Origin of the sequence: Krasilnikovia sp. MM14-A1004, from assembly GCF_047159485.1 — a bacterium.
In the GTDB taxonomy this organism is placed as follows: Bacteria; Actinomycetota; Actinomycetes; order Mycobacteriales; family Micromonosporaceae; genus Actinoplanes.
Window position 1 is genome coordinate 4,597,817 of the sequence record NZ_AP038773.1, and the last position, 17,329, is coordinate 4,615,145.

The 17,329-nt window shown below is 69.2% G+C and carries 14 protein-coding genes and 1 pseudogene; 11 read left to right on the top strand and 4 right to left on the bottom strand.

Annotated features, from left to right (window positions below; translation table 11 throughout):
* The 6 genes from ACMCNN_RS19660 to ACMCNN_RS19685 are packed head-to-tail and all read left to right on the top strand — an operon-like array spanning position 1 to position 6,048.
* Positions 1–594: a nucleotide exchange factor GrpE gene (locus ACMCNN_RS19660; RefSeq protein WP_412741982.1), complete on the top strand. Its 594-nt coding sequence runs from the start codon at positions 1–3 to the stop codon at positions 592–594.
* On the top strand, positions 594–1,565 hold the full coding sequence (locus tag ACMCNN_RS19665; protein WP_412741983.1) for a DnaJ C-terminal domain-containing protein: 972 nt from the start codon (positions 594–596) through the stop codon (positions 1,563–1,565). The genes ACMCNN_RS19660 and ACMCNN_RS19665 overlap by 1 nt, the downstream gene beginning before the upstream one ends.
* Positions 1,562–1,891: a chaperone modulator CbpM gene (locus ACMCNN_RS19670; RefSeq protein ID WP_412741984.1), complete on the top strand. Its 330-nt coding sequence runs from the start codon at positions 1,562–1,564 to the stop codon at positions 1,889–1,891. The genes ACMCNN_RS19665 and ACMCNN_RS19670 overlap by 4 nt, the downstream gene beginning before the upstream one ends.
* Complete coding sequence (gene clpB / locus ACMCNN_RS19675) at positions 1,882–4,503, top strand: ATP-dependent chaperone ClpB (protein ID WP_412741985.1); 2,622 nt, start codon at positions 1,882–1,884, stop codon at positions 4,501–4,503. Before ACMCNN_RS19670 ends, clpB begins: the two co-directional genes overlap by 10 nt.
* A 1-nt stretch (position 4,504) precedes the next feature.
* Positions 4,505–4,939, top strand: coding sequence for a thioredoxin (trxA, locus tag ACMCNN_RS19680; RefSeq protein WP_412741986.1), 435 nt, complete (start codon positions 4,505–4,507; stop codon positions 4,937–4,939).
* Positions 4,936–6,048, top strand: coding sequence for a hypothetical protein (locus ACMCNN_RS19685; protein ID WP_412741987.1), 1,113 nt, complete (start codon positions 4,936–4,938; stop codon positions 6,046–6,048). Before trxA ends, ACMCNN_RS19685 begins: the two co-directional genes overlap by 4 nt.
* A 74-nt stretch (positions 6,049–6,122) precedes the next feature.
* Here ACMCNN_RS19685 and ACMCNN_RS19690 read toward each other — a convergent pair whose 3' ends face one another.
* A complete protein-coding gene (locus ACMCNN_RS19690) occupies positions 6,123–6,800 on the bottom strand; it encodes a BON domain-containing protein (RefSeq protein ID WP_412741988.1) in 678 nt (225 codons plus the stop codon).
* A gap of 637 nt (positions 6,801–7,437) precedes the next feature.
* On the opposite strand from ACMCNN_RS19690, the gene ACMCNN_RS19695 reads away from it, so the two are divergent.
* Both ACMCNN_RS19695 and ACMCNN_RS19700 read left to right on the top strand, forming a co-directional pair.
* On the top strand, positions 7,438–8,598 hold the full coding sequence (locus tag ACMCNN_RS19695) for a glutathione-independent formaldehyde dehydrogenase (protein ID WP_412741881.1): 1,161 nt from the start codon (positions 7,438–7,440) through the stop codon (positions 8,596–8,598).
* 1 nt (position 8,599) lies between these two features.
* Complete coding sequence (locus tag ACMCNN_RS19700; protein ID WP_412741989.1) at positions 8,600–9,175, top strand: type 1 glutamine amidotransferase domain-containing protein; 576 nt, start codon at positions 8,600–8,602, stop codon at positions 9,173–9,175.
* A gap of 381 nt (positions 9,176–9,556) precedes the next feature.
* Here ACMCNN_RS19700 and ACMCNN_RS19705 read toward each other — a convergent pair whose 3' ends face one another.
* Positions 9,557–10,384: a class II glutamine amidotransferase gene (locus tag ACMCNN_RS19705; protein WP_412741990.1), complete on the bottom strand. Its 828-nt coding sequence runs from the start codon at positions 10,382–10,384 to the stop codon at positions 9,557–9,559.
* Positions 10,385–10,443: 59 nt separating this feature from the next.
* On the opposite strand from ACMCNN_RS19705, the gene ACMCNN_RS19710 reads away from it, so the two are divergent.
* A complete protein-coding gene (locus tag ACMCNN_RS19710) occupies positions 10,444–11,874 on the top strand; it encodes a glutamate decarboxylase (protein ID WP_412741991.1) in 1,431 nt (476 codons plus the stop codon).
* A gap of 121 nt (positions 11,875–11,995) precedes the next feature.
* A pseudogene (locus ACMCNN_RS19715) lies at positions 11,996–12,671 on the top strand (IS5 family transposase); the annotation flags it as partial.
* A 347-nt stretch (positions 12,672–13,018) separates the two neighbouring features.
* On the opposite strand, the gene ACMCNN_RS19720 reads toward ACMCNN_RS19715, so the two are convergent.
* Both ACMCNN_RS19720 and ACMCNN_RS19725 read right to left on the bottom strand, forming a co-directional pair.
* Positions 13,019–14,023: a hypothetical protein gene (locus tag ACMCNN_RS19720; protein ID WP_412741992.1), complete on the bottom strand. Its 1,005-nt coding sequence runs from the start codon at positions 14,021–14,023 to the stop codon at positions 13,019–13,021.
* Between the two features lie 31 nt (positions 14,024–14,054).
* A complete protein-coding gene (locus ACMCNN_RS19725) occupies positions 14,055–14,402 on the bottom strand; it encodes a PadR family transcriptional regulator (RefSeq protein ID WP_412741993.1) in 348 nt (115 codons plus the stop codon).
* 792 nt (positions 14,403–15,194) lie between these two features.
* Between ACMCNN_RS19725 and ACMCNN_RS19730 the strand changes: the two genes are divergently transcribed.
* Positions 15,195–17,213: a hypothetical protein gene (locus ACMCNN_RS19730; RefSeq protein WP_412741994.1), complete on the top strand. Its 2,019-nt coding sequence runs from the start codon at positions 15,195–15,197 to the stop codon at positions 17,211–17,213.
* Positions 17,214–17,329: the final 116 nt, after the last annotated feature.

The following is a 17,329-nucleotide window of genomic DNA, read 5'->3' on the forward strand; positions in this document are numbered from 1 at the left end:
ATGAGTGAACAGGAGCAGGGCCGGACGGCGGTCGGTGACACCTCGCGGGCCGCAGCGAGGCCGCCCTCCAGCGACCCAGGCCCTCCCAACGCGACCGGCCGGACCGATGCGGGCCCGACCGACAACGATGTGGCCCCCGGTGGCGCCGACGAGACCGAGGCACTGCGGGCCGAGCTCGCCCAGATGGAGGACCGCTGGCGGCGCGCGTTGGCCGACTTCGACAATCTGCGCAAGCGGGTGGCTCGGGAGTCCGCTCAGCAGCGGGACGATGAGCGGGCCGCGGTGGCCGCGCGATGGCTGCCCGTACTCGACAATCTGGAGTTGGCCCTGCAACATGCCGCTGCCGATCCGGCGTCGATCGTCTCCGGGGTCCAGGCCGTCCACGAACAGGCCCTCAATGTCCTCGCCGACCTGGGATTCCCTCGCCGCTCGGACGTGAACGAGCCTTTCGACCCGAGCCGGCACGAGGCGGTGGCGACGGCGCCGGGCGCCGGGGCGAAACCGGGCACGGTGCTGCACGTCGTCCGGCCCGGATACGGCAGTGACGAACGACCGCTCCGACCGGCCTCGGTGATCGTGGCGAAGGGCACCTGATGGCGCCGTCCCGCGACTTCTACGAGACGCTCGGCGTGCCGAGGGACGTCAGCGCGGAGGAGCTCCAGCGGGCGTACCGCAAACTCGCTCGCACCTATCACCCGGACATCAACAAGGATCCGGGGGCCGAAGAGCGGTTCAAGGATGTCTCCGAGGCGTACGACGTGCTTTCGGATCCGGATCAGCGGCGGCGTTACGACGCCTTCGGACCGGACTTCCGGCAGGTGCCGCCGGACACGGATCCGCAGACCTGGGCCCGCGCCAGAGCTGCCGCGGGCTCGAGCGGTGCCCGCCGCGGTCGAGGAGGGCCACGCCGCCGCGGCACCACGGCCGAGGACGTCCGGTTCCAGTCCGGGGGCGCCCAGGAAATCGATCTCGAGGACCTGCTCGGCGGCCTGTTCGGTGGCCGACGAGGGGACGGCTGGGGACCGGTGGCCGGCGCCGACCAGGAGGCCGAACTCGAGCTGTCGGTGGAGGAGGCCTATTCCGGCGTGCGCCGCGGCGTGACGCTGTCCGGTCCGGGCGGCACCCGAACGCTGGAGGTCACCATCCCGGCCGGGGTGACCGACGGGCAGCGGATCCGCCTGGCCGGTCAGGGCGGTCGGGGCAGCGACGGCGCGGCGCCGGGCGACCTGTACCTGCGGGTCCGGCTGGCACCGCATCCGCGCTACCGGGTGGACGGCCGGGACATCAGCGTGGACCTGCCGCTCGCGCCCTGGGAGGCCGCGCTCGGTACCTCGGTCGCTGTCGACACGCCCGGTGGCGAGGCGAAGGTCAAGGTGCCGGCCGGTACCTCCAGCGGCCGGCGGCTCCGGCTGCGCGGCCGCGGGCTACCCAATCCGCGTGGCCCCGACGGTGACCTGTACGCCGTGGCCCAGATCGTGGTGCCGCCCGAACTCGGCGACGAGGAACGGCGGCTCTTCGAGCAGCTCGCTGCGACATCCACCTTCGACCCTAGGCGGCAGTCGTGACCTACCCCCTTGTTCGAAGGCCAGGCCCGTCCACCGTACGACTGGATCTGGCCACGTTCAGCCGTGTCGCCGGGATCCACCCGGAGATGGCCCGTCGGCTCGCCGCTCTGGGACTTCTCGAACCGGTCCGCGACTCCGCCGGCGAGCTGTGGTTCGCCCGCGACCAGTTGCTCGCCGTGGCCCGGATCCGGCGCCTGCGCATGAGTCTGGGCCTCAACTACTCGTCGCTCGGGCTAGTCGTGGACCTGCTCGACCGGGTTGCCGAACTCGAGCGCCAGCTGCGCGTGACGTCCTCGCGACGTATCGGAGGAACACCGTGGATCTGAACCGCCTGACCCAGAAATCGCAGGAAGCCCTGCACGACGCACAGACCAAGGCGCTCCGGTACGGCCATACGGAGGTCGACGGCGAGCACCTGCTACTGGCTCTGCTGGATCAGCCCGAGGGTCTGGTGCCCCGGCTGCTCGATGCGGCCGGAGCCGACCCGGACACGGTGCGGGCAAAGGTGGAGGCGGAGCTGAGCCGGCGACCCCGCGCCAGCGGTCCAGGCGCCGCGCCCGGCGAGGTCTACGTGACCCAGCGACTGTCCCGGCTCTTCGACTCCGCGGACCGCGAGGCCAAGAGGCTCAAGGACGAGTACGTCTCGGTCGAGCATCTGGTGATCGCGCTGCTCGACGAGGGCTCGGCGACCGCCGCCGGCCGGTTGCTGGGCGAGGCGGGACTCACCCGTGACAGCTTCCTGCAGGCTCTGACGAGCATCCGCGGCAACCAGCGCGTGACGTCGGCGATGCCGGAGGTCGCCTACGAGGCGCTGGCCAAGTACGGCCGGGACCTGGTGGCGGACGCGGCCGCCGGCAAGCTGGACCCGGTCATCGGCAGGGACGGCGAGATCCGCCGCGTCGTCCAGATCCTGTCCCGCAAGACGAAGAACAACCCGGTGCTGATCGGCGATCCGGGCGTGGGCAAGACGGCCATCGTGGAGGGACTCGCTCAGCGGATCACCAACGGCGACGTCCCGGAGGGCCTTCGCGACAAGCAGGTCTTCGCTCTCGACATGGGCTCTCTGGTGGCCGGCGCGAAGTACCGCGGCGAGTTCGAGGAACGTCTCAAGGCCGTGCTGTCCGAGGTGAAGGCGGCGGAGGGCAGGATCCTGCTGTTCATCGACGAGTTGCACACCGTCGTCGGCGCCGGCGGCGCCGAGGGTGCGATGGACGCCGGCAACATGCTCAAGCCGATGCTCGCCCGCGGCGAGTTGCACATGATCGGCGCGACGACGCTCGACGAATACCGCAAGCACATCGAGAAGGATGCGGCGCTGGAGCGCCGCTTCCAGCCGGTGCTCGTCGAGGAGCCGTCCGAGGAGGACACCATCTCGATCCTGCGCGGGCTGCGGGAACGGCTGGAGGTCTTCCACGGCGTGAAGATCCAGGACGCGGCGCTGGTCGCCGCGGTGGTCCTCAGCCACCGGTACATCTCCGACCGGTTCCTGCCCGACAAAGCCATCGACCTGGTCGACGAGGCGTGCGCGATGCTGCGGACGGAGATCGACTCGATGCCGGCCGAGCTGGACGAACTCACCCGGAAACTGACCCGTCTCGAGATCGAGGAGGCGGCGCTGTCGAAGGAGGACGACCCGGCCGGCGTGGCCCGCCTCGACCAGCTCCGCAAGGAACTTGCCGACCGGCGGGCCGAGGTGGATGCGCTGCGTGCCCAGTGGGACGCCGAACGGCAGGCGCTGAAACGGGTGCAGGAGCTGCGTCGTGAGCTGGAGCAGATCCGACTCGAGGCGGAACAGGCGGAGCGTAACTATGAACTCAACCGCGCCGCCGAGCTGCGCCACGGCAGGTTGCCCGAGCTGGAGCGCCGACTGCAGGCCGAGGAGCAGCGGCTCGCCGCGAAGCAGGGCGGCAAGCGGTTGCTCCGGGAGGTCGTTACCGAGGCGGAGATCGCGTCCATCGTGTCGCGCTGGACCGGCATCCCGGTCAGCCGGCTGACCGAGGGCGAACGTGAGAAGCTGCTGCGCCTGGACCAGATCCTGCACGAGCGGGTGATCGGGCAGGACGAGGCAGTCCAGCTGGTCACCGACGCGATCATCCGCGCCCGCTCGGGCATCAAGAGTCCGCGGCGGCCGATCGGGTCGTTCATCTTCCTCGGCCCCACCGGGGTAGGGAAGACGGAACTGGCACGGTCGCTGGCCTCCGCTCTGTTCGACACCGACGAGAACATGGTCCGCATCGACATGAGCGAGTACCAGGAGCGGCACACGGTGAGCCGGCTGGTCGGCGCGCCGCCCGGATACGTTGGGTACGAGGAGGGCGGCCAGCTGACTGAGGCGGTCCGGCGCAAGCCGTACTCCGTGGTGCTCTTCGACGAGATCGAGAAGGCACACGCTGATGTGTTCAACACGCTGCTGCAGGTGCTGGACGACGGCCGGCTCACCGACGCGCAGGGCCGCACCGTCGACTTCCGCAACACCGTGATCATCATGACGTCGAACATCGGTTCCGCCTATCTGCTGGAGGGCGTCACCGACGCCGGCGAGATCAAGCCGGAGGGCCGCGAGCTGGTGATGGCGGAGTTGCGACGGCACTTCCGGCCCGAGTTCCTCAACCGGGTCGACGACATCGTGCTGTTCATGCCGCTGACCCAGCCCGAGATCGAGCGCATCGTCGACCTCATGTTCGGCGAGTTGCGCGAGCGGCTGGCCGAGCGGCGGATGACGCTGGACGTCAGCGAAGAGGCACGGCGGTTCATCGCACGGCAGGGGTTCGACCCGGTGTACGGGGCCCGGCCGCTGCGCCGCTTCATCGCCCGTGAGGTGGAGACCCGCATCGCCCGGGCGCTGCTGTCGGGCGATGCCGGCGACGGCGCCGTCATCCGGGTGGACGCCGTCGACGGCGAGCTGGTCGTCACGTACGAGGACCGGCCGGAGGATTGACGTGCAGAACCATGTCGTCGAATGTCCCCACTGCCACCGCAGGAACCGTGTCCCGGTCGTCGCCGACGGGACGCCACGGTGCGGCAACTGCCACCAGCCGTTGCCGTGGGTGGTCGACGCGGGCGACGACGACTTCGGTGATGTGGCCGAGCGGGCGCAGGTGATGGTCCTGGTGGACCTGTGGGCGACGTGGTGCGGCCCGTGCCGGCAGGTGAGCCCGGCGCTGGAGCAGGTGGCGCGAGAGCTGGCCGGGAAGGTCAAGCTGGTCAAGGTCGACGTGGACAAGGCGCCGAAGCTGTCCGAGCGGTTCTCCGTGCAGGCCGTGCCCACGCTGCTGCTGATGAGAGACGGTCAGATCAAGGCCCGGCAGAGCGGGACCGCGCCGGCACGGGTACTGCGTCAATGGGTGGACCAGGCGCTCCGGAACGACCCATGAGTGACGAGCGACCCGCCGAGACCCCGGAGATCGTCGTCGGACTGGTGGCAACCCCGCCGGACTACCCGGCGCTGGTGGCGGCGCGGCTCACGGCCGAGTTGGCGGGACGGCTCGCCGAGCGGGTGCACGCGGACGTGCAATGGACCATCCGGGGCGGCTGGGGTGAGGTGGCGCCGCGCCGCGACGGCGGCGCTGAGGCGCTACTCGACGATCTTGCCCAACGGCGCACCGACGAACGGTGGGACGTCGCGATCTGCCTGACCGACCTGCCGCTGCACACTGAGCGGGTGCCGTTGGTCGCGCAGACCTCCGCCCGGCGCCGAGTCGCGATGGTGTCCCTGCCCGCGCTGGGACTGCGCCAGCTACGCGCGGTCCGCGCCGTCGTTCCGGATCTCGTGGGCCGGCTGCTCGCCGACGCTTCCGACGAGCGGCTGCCACCGGCCGGCTGGGCACCGGCCGAGCTGGCAAGCCGGGTTGCCGCCATCCGCCGGATGGTCGACAAGGGCGACGCCGGGGAACTGCGCTACGTCGCCTCGCGGCTGATCGGCCGGGTACGGCTGCTGACCGGGATGGTCAAGGCCAACCGCCCAGGGCGCGCTCTGCTAGGGCTGTCCAAGCTGCTGGTCGGCGCGTTCGGCACGGCCGCGTTCGCACTTACCAACAACACCATCTGGCAAATGGGCGATGCGCTCGGCGGACTCCGGCTCACCGTAATCATGCTGCTCGGGCTGACCGCGTTGGTGGCCTGGCTGATCGTCGCGCACGACCTGTGGGAGAGGCCGGACCGGGAGACATCGGCTGAGCTGGCCCGCATGTTCAACCTGGGTACGATCCTCACCCTCTCCCTAGCCACGGCGGTGTCCTACGCGGTGCTGTTCACTGGGACGGTGCTCGCCGAGGCGCTGCTGATCGACCCATCCGTGCTGGAACAGACCCTGCAGCGGCCGGTCGATCTCACCGACTACCTGACCCTCGCCTGGATCATCAGCTCACTGGCCACCGTCGGCGGAGCGATCGGCTCCGGGCTGGAGGACGAGGAGACCGTGCGGGCCGCCGCCTACGGCTACCATCCCGAACCCGGTGGCTGGCAGGACGAGAGGGGCGGGTAGCCCCACCGCGTGCGGCGTATGCGTCATGGACGAGCACCGCGGCGGACGATCGGACCAGACGTACGGATCACGGTTCACGGGTTGATCGTGATCAGGTTCTCCACCTCGGTGACACCGGGCGCCGACCAGGCGGCACGCTCGGCCTCGCGGCGCTCCGCCCACGACGGCACGCTCCCGGTCAGGATCACCTTGCTGCCCTGGATGGCGACGTGCATCCGTTCCGCCTCCGTCTCGGCCGTACGCACCAGGGCGTCCTCGATCTTCATCTTGAGCTCGTCGGCCGACGGGTCGCTACGCGGCCGTACGGTGATGAAGGTGCTGACCCCCTTGACGCCGGTGAGGGTCCGGACCATCCGTTGCGCCTCCCGCCGCTGATAGTCCCAGTCCACCTCGCCGCGCAGCGTGACCCAGCCGCCGGACACCGAGACCTTCACCATGTCGTCCGGTACGAGCGAGTCCATCTCGAGCGCCCGCGCGACTGACTGGGCGAGGTCGACGTCGGTCTGCTCGTCGCTGGGCGCCAGGCGTACCTCGATGTTGTTGACGACGGCCTTGACCCGGCGGACACGAAGCGCCGCGCGTTCGGCGGCCCACTTCTTGCTGAACGTGTCCACCCAGCCGGTCAGGGTCGCTACCCCGTTCTCTACGGCCACGCCGATCTCGTTCGGCGCGACCTCGGCGTCCCACTTCAGCTCGCGCAGCACCTCACGTTGGATGTCCTCATCGGTCTGGATGGTTACTGTGCTGGCCATTCCGATCCTCCAAACCTCTCGTTCGTCAGCCGTGCCGGCCCGCTCGCCACGGTCGGGCTAGGGCCCGTCTCGAGCTTTGGCCCGGGCCGGATGACTCCGGCTCACCCGCGGCAGGGTAGAAGCGCACATGTGCCTCCGGAGAAGCCGGCGAGCGCGTCGCGGACGCGGTCCGCCGTCTGAGCCACGGCTCGCGGGCCGGCCAGCGCCGGGTGCCGCGGACCCGCTTCGGCGGTGGCCGCCGCCTCGGCCGCGCGGACCGCTCGGCCCATCTGTCGCTCGGTGTTTCATCGACGATCGTCATCCGAGCGGCACTCACTCACGTCACGGCGGTACGTCCTGTCTCGATCTCACCAATGCGTCCGGGGTTTGTCGATTGGCAGGACTACCGATCCGTGGTGCGTGGACCGCGGGTGGCGCAGGCGTGCCGGCAGCGTCAGCCCTAGATCACCGTTCTGAGCCCTCTGTTGCGTGACGGTAATTGCCCGCTCGGACACCGGTTGGGGGCGAACGCGGCCGGCTGTGGGTTCAGGTGTCTTCCCGGGGGTATTCGGCCCTGGAGGGGCCGCGTACCGGGACCGCGGGCGGCGTCCGGACAGCGCGATCCGACACGGAGGCATCGGCGACTAGGAGGGTAGTCGTGAAGGCTGTGGTGTATGAGGGGCCGCGGCAGGTCAGTGTCAAGGATGTGCCGGACGCGCGGATCGAGCGGCCGACCGATGTCCTGGTGCGGATCACGTCGGCGAACATCTGCGGTTCGGACCTGCACATGTACGAGGGCCGGACCGACTTCGAGCCCGGCCGCTGGTTCGGGCACGAGAACCTGGGCCAGGTGGTCGAGGTCGGCGCCGGGGTCGACAAGGTGCAGGTGGGCGATTGGGTCGTCCTGCCGTTCAACATCTCGTGCGGGCACTGCAAGAACTGCGAGCGTCAGCTGACGAACTACTGCCTGAGCGCCCAGCCGGAGCCGAAGATGGCCGGCGCCGCGTACGGCTTCGCCGACATGGGCCCGTACGGCGGCGGACAGGCCGAGCTGCTGCGCGTGCCCTGGGGTGACTTCAACTGCCTGCGGCTCGGTGAGGACGCCGAGCAGCGCCAGACCGACTACGTGATGCTGGCCGACATCTTCCCCACCGGTTACCACGCCACCGAGATGGCGGGCATCAAGCCCGGCGACCAGACGGTCATCTACGGCGCGGGCCCGGTCGGTCTGATGGCCGCCCTCTCGGCGACCATCCGAGGGGCGAGCAAGGTGATGGTCGTCGACCGGCACCCCGACCGGCTGCGGCTGGCCGAGGCGATCGGCGCGCTCGCCATCGACGACTCGAAGGTCGACCCGGTGCAGGCCGTCCTCGACGAGACGATGGGGCTGGGCGCCGACAACGGCTGCGAGTGTGTGGGCTATCAGGCGCACGAGCCCGACGGCCAGGAGCGGGCCGACCTGACGATGAACCGGCTGGTCGCCTCGGTGCGCTTCACCGGCAGGATCGGCAATGTCGGTGTCTTCGTGCCCCGGGACCCCGGGGCCAGCGACGAGCTGGCCAAGCAGGGCAAACTCGCCTTCGACTACGGCATGTTCTGGTTCAGGGGCCAGCACATCGGCACCGGCCAGGCCCCGGTCAAGAAGTACAACCGGCAACTGCGCGACCTGATCGCCGCGGGCAGGGCCGAGCCGTCGTTCATCGTCAGCCACGAGCTGCCCCTCGACGGTGCGCCGGAGGCCTACGAGCACTTCGACAACCGCGACGACGGCTGGACGAAGGTCGTCCTGCACCCGGCGATGGCGGGGGCGGGTGCCTGACATGGCGGGAGAGCTGACCGGACGCCGGATCGCGATCCTCGCCGCCGACGGGGTGGAGCGAGTCGAACTGGAACGGCCGCGGCAGGTGCTGGACGAGGCCGGTGCCCGCACCGCCGTCGTCTCCATCACCAGCAGCGAGATCCGGGCCCGCGACCACGACCTCGAAGACGCCGGCACCTTCCCGGTCGACCAGCTGGTCGGCGCGGTGTCGGTCGACGACTACGAGGCGCTGCTGCTGCCGGGCGGGACCGTGAATCCCGACAAGTTGCGGATGGAACCGGCCGCGGTGCAGTTCGTCCGGGACTTCGTCCAGTCGGGCAAGCCGGTCGCCGCGATCTGCCACGGCCCCTGGAACTTCGTCGAGGCCGACGTCGCGCGCGGCCGCCGGCTGACCTCGTGGCCGAGCGTACGCACCGACCTGCGCAACGCCGGAGCCGAAGTGGTCGACGAGCCGGTCGTCACCGACGGCAACATCACCACGAGCCGGTCACCCGACGACCTACCAGCATTCTGCGAACGCATCCTGCACGAGTTCGCCAAAACCCCACAGCCCGCCGACGCCGCAGGCCGGGCGTAGGCGGATCGGGCATGACGGTGGGCCCGGACTGCTCTGGTGCCCGCAGCTACCGGGCTTCCCCGGCTGGTGCCGCGACGCCCCGGCATCGGGAAGAGGGCAGGTAGACGGGTGATCGCGACGGTCACCCGGCCGGCCCGTCAGGCAGGGGGTAACCGCCGCTGCGTCGCTAGCGAGGTAGCGCACCCGACTGGCACCCGACCCACAAGTTTGGTCGATCGTCGTGGCGAGCGATCGCTCGGCTGTTCCAAGGGAAGATGTCCGTCAGTTTGTCCGCGAGCACGTGCTCCACGACGCCGATGCGCTCGCAGACCGGCGTCCCTCCCCCAACCCCAGGTACGCCACTGGTGGACCCATGTCCTTCTGCCATTTCCGCACTCCCTCTCACCGGCACGGGGTGAACGGCCGGAACTCGTCCTCACCGGGCCGCATCTCCACCACGGTGGACTCCGGTACCTCCGTCCACGCGTCGGCCAGGTCGACCAGCGGCTCGGAGACGATCGTGTGCGCCTCGTCCGACACGCTCTGGATGCGGTCGTCGGCGGGGTACTGCTGCTTGATGGCTTGGGCGTCGACGCAGTAGAACAGCGACCGCGACCGCCCTTCGCTGGAGTACCGCACGGCGACCGTCCGCCGGCCGTCGGTCAGCGCCGCCGCCAACTGCAACGGGTTTGCCACCCTGTGCCGGTCGGCCACGCTCTCCACGAAGCCCGCCATCCGTTCCAGAGCGGTCAGGGGATCGTCCTGCGCACCGAAGGTGAGGGCGAGATGGAAGAGCAGTTCCGAGTCGGTGGACCCTTCGACCGCCGCGAGGAGCGCGGGGTCGACGGCTACCAGCAGGTCACGCTTCAGGCGGGGAAAGTCCCGCACCAGGCCGTTGTGCATGAACAACCATCGGCGGTACCGGAAGGGATGGCAGTTCGTGTCCTGCACGGCCGATCCGGTAGAGGCGCGGACGTGCGCGAAGAACAGTCCGGACGACACGTGTGCCGCGAGCTCCCGCAGGTTCCGGTCGCTCCACGCGGGATGCATGCTGCGATACAGGCCCGGCGTTTCACCGCGGTCGTACCACCCGAGGCCGAACCCGTCGCCGTTGGTCGTGGTCTCCCCCAGCCGCGCGTGCAAGCTCTGGTCGATGAGCGAGTGGCTGGCCTTGACGGTGAGCCAGTCCATCGGGATGGGCTCGCCGAGGTACGCCAGCCAACGGCACATGTCGGGTTACCTACCCGCGTTGCCGAGCGTGAAACCGGACCGCGTGGGAGGGTGATGACATGGCCTCGCATGAGCCGCAGGACGAGCCTCGTCCAGACCTTTCGGTCAACCCGATCTTCGTCCGGGAACCAGTCCAGATTCCCCGGGACCGCCTACCCGCCGCGGAGCTCGACCCAGACGCGGCATACCAGATCGTGCACGATGAACTGATGCTCGACGCCAATCCGCGGCTGAACCTCGCCACATTCGTCACCACGTGGATGGAGCCGCAGGGCGCCCGGCTGGCCAAGGCGGCGTTGGACAAGAACCTCATCGACCGCGACGAGTACCCGCGCAGCGCCGATCTCGAACAGCGGTGCATCCGGATGCTCGCCGAACTCTGGCACGCACCCGATCCCCTGCGCGCACCGGGCTGCTCGACCGCCGGCTCCAGCGAGGCGTGCATGCTCGGTGGGCTGGCCCTCAAGCGGCGGTGGCAACGGGAGGGCGGTTCGGCTGGCCGGCCCAATCTCGTGATGGGCGTCAACACCCAGGTCTGCTGGGAGAAGTTCGCCAACTACTGGGACGTCGAGGCGCGGCTGGTACCGATGGAGGGCGACCGGTTCCACCTCTCCGCCGAGGAGGCGGTGGCCCACTGCGACGAGAACACCATCGGTGTGGTCGCGATCCTCGGCTCCACCTTCGACGGCAGCTACGAACCGGTGGCCGACATCTGTGCCGCGCTGGACGATCTGCAGGCGCGTACCGGCCTGGACATCCCGGTGCACGTCGACGGCGCCTCGGGTGCGCTGGTGGCGCCGTTCTGCGACCCGGAACTGCGGTGGGACTTCCGGCTGCCCCGGGTCGCGTCCATCAACGTCTCCGGCCACAAATACGGGCTGGTGTACCCCGGAGTCGGGTGGGTGGTCTGGCGCGACAGGGATGCGTTGCCGGAGGACCTCGTGCTGCGGGTGAACTACCTCGGCGGGGAGATGCCCACGTTCTCGCTGACCTTCTCCCGCCCCGGCTCACAGGTCGTGGCGCAGTACTACAACTTCATCCGGCTCGGGTTCGACGGGTACCGCCGGGTGCATGCCTACAGCCGGGCGGTGGCCACCTCGCTGTCCCACCGGATCGGCGACCTGGGCCCGTTCCGGTTGCTGACGAAGGGCGACGAGCTTCCCGCATTCGCCTTCGCCCTGCACCCGGAGGTCACGCACTACTCGGTGTTCGACGTGTCGATGACGCTGCGGGAGCGCGGCTGGCTGGTCCCGGCCTACACGTTGCCCGCCAACCGGGAGGACCTGGCTGTGCTGCGCGTCGTGGTGCGAAACGGCTTCACTCACGACCTGGCCGACCTGTTCTTCCAAGACCTGCGCCAGGCCTTGGCACGGCTGGACCGGCAGTCGGCGCCGGCCCATGGTGCCGAAGCGAGCTCGTTCGCGCACGGGGCCGCGTCCCACCAGAATCGCCCACAGGAGACGATGCCACCTCGCCACGACCGCGCCTAGGGCGTGTATCGAAGTCGCCGGCAGCCCGAGGCGCATGTCCGGCGTGTCGGTGATCGATAAGTAACGAGGTCTCCGGTAGACGGCTTAACGACCAAGAAACCCGGAGACCACCGGAGACCTCGTGACCACCCTAGCGGTGACGAGGCGGCATGACCTGAGCGACGTGCAGTGGGCAGCGTTGGAGCCGTTGCTGCCCGTGCCACGCCGGCCGGGTCGGCCGTCACGATGGACGAAACGACAGCTCATCGATGGGATCCGGTGGCGGATCCGGGCGGGTACGCCTTGGCGTGACGTGCCATCGGTCTACGGCTCCTGGGCGGCGGCACACGCGTTGTTCCGCCGTTGGAAGCGCAGCGGGACGTGGGCGCGGATCCTGACCGCGTTGCGGGCTGTCGCGGACGCGGCCGGACGGATCGTCTGGGACGTGTCGGTGGACTCCACGACCGCGCGGGCACATCAGCACGCGGCCGGTGCGCGGGGATCTGCAGGCCGAGTCGCCGGGCGGGAGGTGCGCCGAACCAGTCGATCACGCCTTGGGCAGATCTCGCGGCGGGCTGACCACGAAACTGCATCTAAGCTGCGAGCAGGGCCAGAAGCCGTTGTCGATCGTGTTGACTGCCGGGCAGCGTGGTGACAGCCCGCAGTTCATCCCGGTTCTGGAGGGCATTCGGGTGCCACGGCCTATCGGTCGCCCGCGTTGCCGTCCGGAACGGGTCCTGGCTGACAAGGCCTACACGTCCGCCGCCAGCCGCGGGACCGCGACCTTCCGCGTACCCGGCGCAGAAGCCACCCGCCCGCGGGCCGCACCCGGCCGGGCCGGGAGCACGAGCGGCGCCACCACCCGCGCGGCGGTCACCGCGACCTCCCAACCTGGGGAGGCATCGCCGACCGCATAGAAAGGGAAAGCGGTCCGCCATTGGGGTGAGCGCCGCAAATAACCGTCGAGGTCCTCACTGGCAGAACCAGCGAGAGCGCCCGGCGCGTGTCCAAGTACCCTGGAAATCGTGGTCCGTAGCCCACTGATTGGTGTCCGAGGCTCAACACTCGGGATAAACACACGATGATCGCGGCCAGGGAACTGGCATGCGGCTCATGACACCTTCAATCGCCCGGCCATCCACTCACTTGACGTGTCTGGCTGGGCTCAGGCTTTCTCGGCTCGGCGGCCGGCCTCGGCCAGCGTGCTCAGCCGCTCCCAGCGGCTGAGGACAACCGCCGCCACGGCAAACGCCGCCGCGGGTGTCGCCAGCAGAATCGCCCACTGAAACGGGCGCAGCAGAATCGGCGAGGGGAACTGCTGGCTGGAGTACATGAAGCCGGCGAATCCGTAGGTGACCATCGCGGCGACGCCGGCCACCGGCGCGGTCAGCGCCAGGATCCGGCGGCGGACCAAGCTGCCCTGCCGCCACCAGGCCCACACGGCGAGCGCGGCGGCGGTCAGGTAGAGCGGCCCGGCGTACCGGAAAACAAACTGACCGTCCATGGTGACCGCGTAGGCGAAGCCGGAGAACCAGCCCTGGTGAAAGTCGGCGACGCTGCCGCCGCCCGCGAGAGCCAGCGCCGCGCCAAACCACCAGAGGCCGCGCGGCGCCGCGACCCGCCCGCCGCCGGCGAGCCACACCGAGCAGACCGCGACCAACAGCGCCACCGTCACCAGCCAGCTCGATCGCAGGACCTGGCTCGGCGAGTAGCCGTACCACTGTGCGACGTGCGCGATCTCGACAAGGGCGCCGCCCACCGCGACGCCGGCAGCGAGGCGGCGCAGACCGACCAGCGTCAAGGTGAACACGACCGCCCAGACGGCCGGACGGGCGAACTCCAGCACGTCCACCCCGGGGTAGAAGGCCAGCCCAGGCAGCACCCAGCGAATGCCCACGACGAACAAGAACAGCGCCCCGACGACCTGGACCGCGGACGCCGCCCGGCGCCACGCAGGATCACCCAGGTCATCGACCCACCCACGAACGCGGACGGCCAGCGCATTGACCAGGATGTCGGCGCGGTCCCAGGCTCTCGGGCGGCGCTGCCCTGGTTCGGCCGCGGCCAGCAGTACGCCTACCATCTCCTCCTCGTATTCCCGCCGGTGCCGGATGGGGTAGGCCGCCATCAGGCGGCGGTAGCGGCCCTCGAGCTCGTCGTGCGCGGTCATGCAATCTCCGTCTCCAGTCGTCATCGGGACCTCAGGCCGGCGCGTTGCCGAGCCGGAAACGGCGTTCGCGAAGCCGCCGGCCGGCGACCGTCGCCTGCTGCAGCAGCCGTTCGCTCTCCTCGGTCAGTCGCCGTTCGCCGAGCGCGGTGAGCCGGTAGTAGCGCCGCAGCCGGGACTGGACGACCTCTTCGCGCTCGACCTCGATGAGCCCGTCACCGCGGAGACGGTCGAGCACGGCATAGAGCGTGCCCGCCCGCAACGTGACCCGTCCACCGGTGAGGCGCCGGACGTCCTCGATGACGGCGTAGCCGTGTTGTGGTTCGGCGGCAAGCGCGGTGAGTACCAGGAACGTCGGCTCACGCATGGCCGAAGCAATCATGCGGCAAGCATATACAGATAGGAAGCATATGCGGAGACCCCACAGTGGAACGTGCCGACCACGTCGCTGTGACGGCAATCTCGGCGCGGTCCGCCTCGCCTCGATGCTTGCCTCTCGGCCGGTGCTGAAACGACAGCGGCGACCTCTTCTGCGCCGAGGAGGACGGGACAGCTGCTAGGAAGCCGAGAGCCGAGCCGGATTCGACCACCCAGGAGCCGACTTCACGGAGCACACCCAGGGCCCGTCGCTGCAGAGGACCAGCCGGCTCGTTACCACAAGACATCATCGGGACATCGGCAGGCTGACCAGCCTCGGTCTGTTGGACGCGGCTTCCGCCCACGAAACCCGGTCGACCTCCCGTTGCCGCCCGGCGTATCGAGTCCAGGAAGGCGCCCGCCGTTTGTCGCACGGACGACGATCCATAGTGTCCGAGCAGGCGGGTTGTGTGACGGCGGCGCGGTGTGCTAAACCATCTCCGAGCGCATCCATGGTGCAGATGATGTCCGCGGGGTGGTACCGGGTTCTCCGGAGCGCCCAATCTTGTTGCCCGCCATGCTCCTAGAAGTGCGAGGAGCCAGCGGGATCTGATCACGCGGAGTGGTCGCATCGGGTGGTTGGTAGTCCTCGTGCCGCGTCCAGCGGAGTAGCGATCGCTAACGGCGAGCCCGGAGGGTCCCTCCAGGCGGTGCCCACTCCCGACATCCACAGGGCTGTCGGTCGAAGTGCGGCACCATCGACGAACCTTCACCACCGTGGTGTGGCGTCGTGCCGCCTGAACTCGAGGAGCCTTTAATGGCCAAGACTTCCGGCCCGTTCCAGGGTCCACCGCCTGTCGAGTGGCGTGAGCGGTTTGCTTCTGCCCTAGCCGCTACCTCCGAGGTGAACCTGCCTTCCGAGGCGATCCAACTGCTGACCGCCTACGTACCGAACCCCAAGAATTACGTTTCCCGTGATCCTAATGGGAATTGGCAGCTGAAGTCCGGCGCACTGAGGACGATCAATACCGGTGTCGGCGAGCTGACGTACATCGCCGTCGAGATCGTCGGCTTCGCTGCGACCCCCTGGCCCTACAACGAGCGGACCTCCACGACGTGGAGGTCGCCGGCGGACCCCGCCTGCGGAGGCGCCCGGCCGTTCCTGCCGTCGGCCCGGACCTGGACCGAGCACACGGCGAACGGCGCCATGCGCTCATTCGCGGCGCTGCAGACCGATGTGGAGTCTGTCTTGCACATGAGCGAGATCCTCGATCGCGCCGAGACCGAATTGGAGAAGGGCGCGGGCCGCCGCCAGTACAACCTTATCGAGGACATGGCGCAGAACGGTCAATTGGAGCCGGGTCTGCTGGTGTTCCAAGAGTATGTGGTTCCGCAGAGCCAGGGCCGGCGTTTCGTGGCCCTCGCTGCCGTTGGTGGCAACAACCGCGCATCCGCCTGCCACAGGCTGCACGATCTGACGTCGGCGGAGGTCGTGGGCGGCGTGCCGAGGGCAAAGCTCGGTCTGGAAGGGAGCGATATCGCTATCAACCCGGTCCAGTGGCTTGCCCGGTATGCCGCTGTGCGCAACCAGGAGGTCGCGGAGGCGCAGACCCAAGACGTTGCGGAGACGAGCGCGGTGCGAGCGGCGAAGGTCGCGACCGTGCCTGCACACATCGTGGTCGGGGTGAATCAGCCCGATCGTCTGCAGCAGATCGTCCAAAGCAGCAACCGTCGCACGCATGCGCATCCGCCGTTGGAGTTTCAGCCCAATGACCGTTCGCGGTCGGTCGGGCGCGGTGTGATCGCCAGCTTCGCCGAAGGTGGTCTGATCGACCAGATGACGGCCGAGGTTCTGATGGGGGACCGGTCCGTGACCGACATGCCGGGCGTCGACCCGAATGCCTCCGTGTCGGCCCTGCGTGACCTCCGCAGCATGAAGCTGCTGGAGCTGTTCTTCCCCACCAAGAACCAGCAGGAGGCCCGACGTCGCCTCCGGGCCGCTTTGAGCGAGCCGTCCTCGTCGAACCTGGGCGGCGAGCAGGTCCGGCAGCGGATGCGCGCCTGGTCGGCGTTGACCTCGATGAGCTACCCCGAGCCGTGGAACCCGCGCGTTGCCGACGTGCTCGGTGTTGCGGCGGCCAAGGACGGCATCAGCCTCTCGATGCGCAGTCTCCATGATCTGCTTGACGTGGCCGCCGACGACGCCACCGCTTTCGAGGAGCTTGTGGTCTACCGGGCGCCACATTGGCTGGCCGCGTACGACATCGTCGATGCGGACCGGGGGTCCATGGGCGCCCAAGCGGTCCGGAAGGATGCGGCGGACCCGGACGCCGACGACGTGGAGACCGAGCGGCGGATTCGCCGTGGCGTCACCAACGCCATCAATGCCATGCGTGCAGATCGTCCGCGCGCGATCGCCCTGCTGCGCGAAATCGCTGCGGCAATGGACGAAGGCCGGGAGCCTCGTCGGATCGACGATGGGGGCATGGTCGGCGACGCCCCTGCGAGCCAGCGATGGTTCGATGACGCCTTTCCGAAGGTTCAACGGGGCCGCGGTCGGCCTGCGCCCATCACCATGCAGGTCGCGTCGGCACCGATCGTGACGCCTGCGACCCAGGTCCGGCTCCTGGCGACGGACCTGCGTGTCGCCGTGGACAGCTTGAAGGAGACCGCTCTGACCATTCCCGAGTTGGTCCACGAGATCCAGAAGAATGCCGAGGATGCTGGCGGTGTCCCGGGGCTCTCCCAGGCTGTCGCGGACGAGCTCGCGCTGAAGGTCACCAACATCATCCGTCTGCTTAGGGAGCTTCCGGAGCTGATCATCGACCTGACGTAGGTAGCCGCTGGGCATCGTGGGGCCGGACGCACCGCATCCGGCCCCACGATCTGCCTCCCGCAGACGTCTCGTCGAAAAGATGCCGTTATCGAGCAACGCCGGCGGCGTCCGGGAAC

Excerpts from the sequence above, each read along its gene's own strand:
- ACMCNN_RS19660 (WP_412741982.1), top strand. The coding sequence starts at position 1 with ATGAGTGAACAGGAGCAGGGCCGGACGGCGGTCGGTGACACCTCGCGG.
- ACMCNN_RS19665 (WP_412741983.1), top strand. The coding sequence starts at position 594 with ATGGCGCCGTCCCGCGACTTCTACGAGACGCTCGGCGTGCCGAGGGAC.
- ACMCNN_RS19685 (WP_412741987.1), top strand. The coding sequence starts at position 4,936 with ATGAGTGACGAGCGACCCGCCGAGACCCCGGAGATCGTCGTCGGACTG.
- ACMCNN_RS19690 (WP_412741988.1), bottom strand. The coding sequence starts at position 6,800 with ATGGCCAGCACAGTAACCATCCAGACCGATGAGGACATCCAACGTGAG.
- ACMCNN_RS19700 (WP_412741989.1), top strand. The coding sequence starts at position 8,600 with ATGGCGGGAGAGCTGACCGGACGCCGGATCGCGATCCTCGCCGCCGAC.
- ACMCNN_RS19705 (WP_412741990.1), bottom strand. The coding sequence starts at position 10,384 with ATGTGCCGTTGGCTGGCGTACCTCGGCGAGCCCATCCCGATGGACTGG.
- ACMCNN_RS19710 (WP_412741991.1), top strand. The coding sequence starts at position 10,444 with ATGGCCTCGCATGAGCCGCAGGACGAGCCTCGTCCAGACCTTTCGGTC.
- ACMCNN_RS19720 (WP_412741992.1), bottom strand. The coding sequence starts at position 14,023 with ATGACCGCGCACGACGAGCTCGAGGGCCGCTACCGCCGCCTGATGGCG.
- ACMCNN_RS19725 (WP_412741993.1), bottom strand. The coding sequence starts at position 14,402 with ATGATTGCTTCGGCCATGCGTGAGCCGACGTTCCTGGTACTCACCGCG.
- ACMCNN_RS19730 (WP_412741994.1), top strand. The coding sequence starts at position 15,195 with ATGGCCAAGACTTCCGGCCCGTTCCAGGGTCCACCGCCTGTCGAGTGG.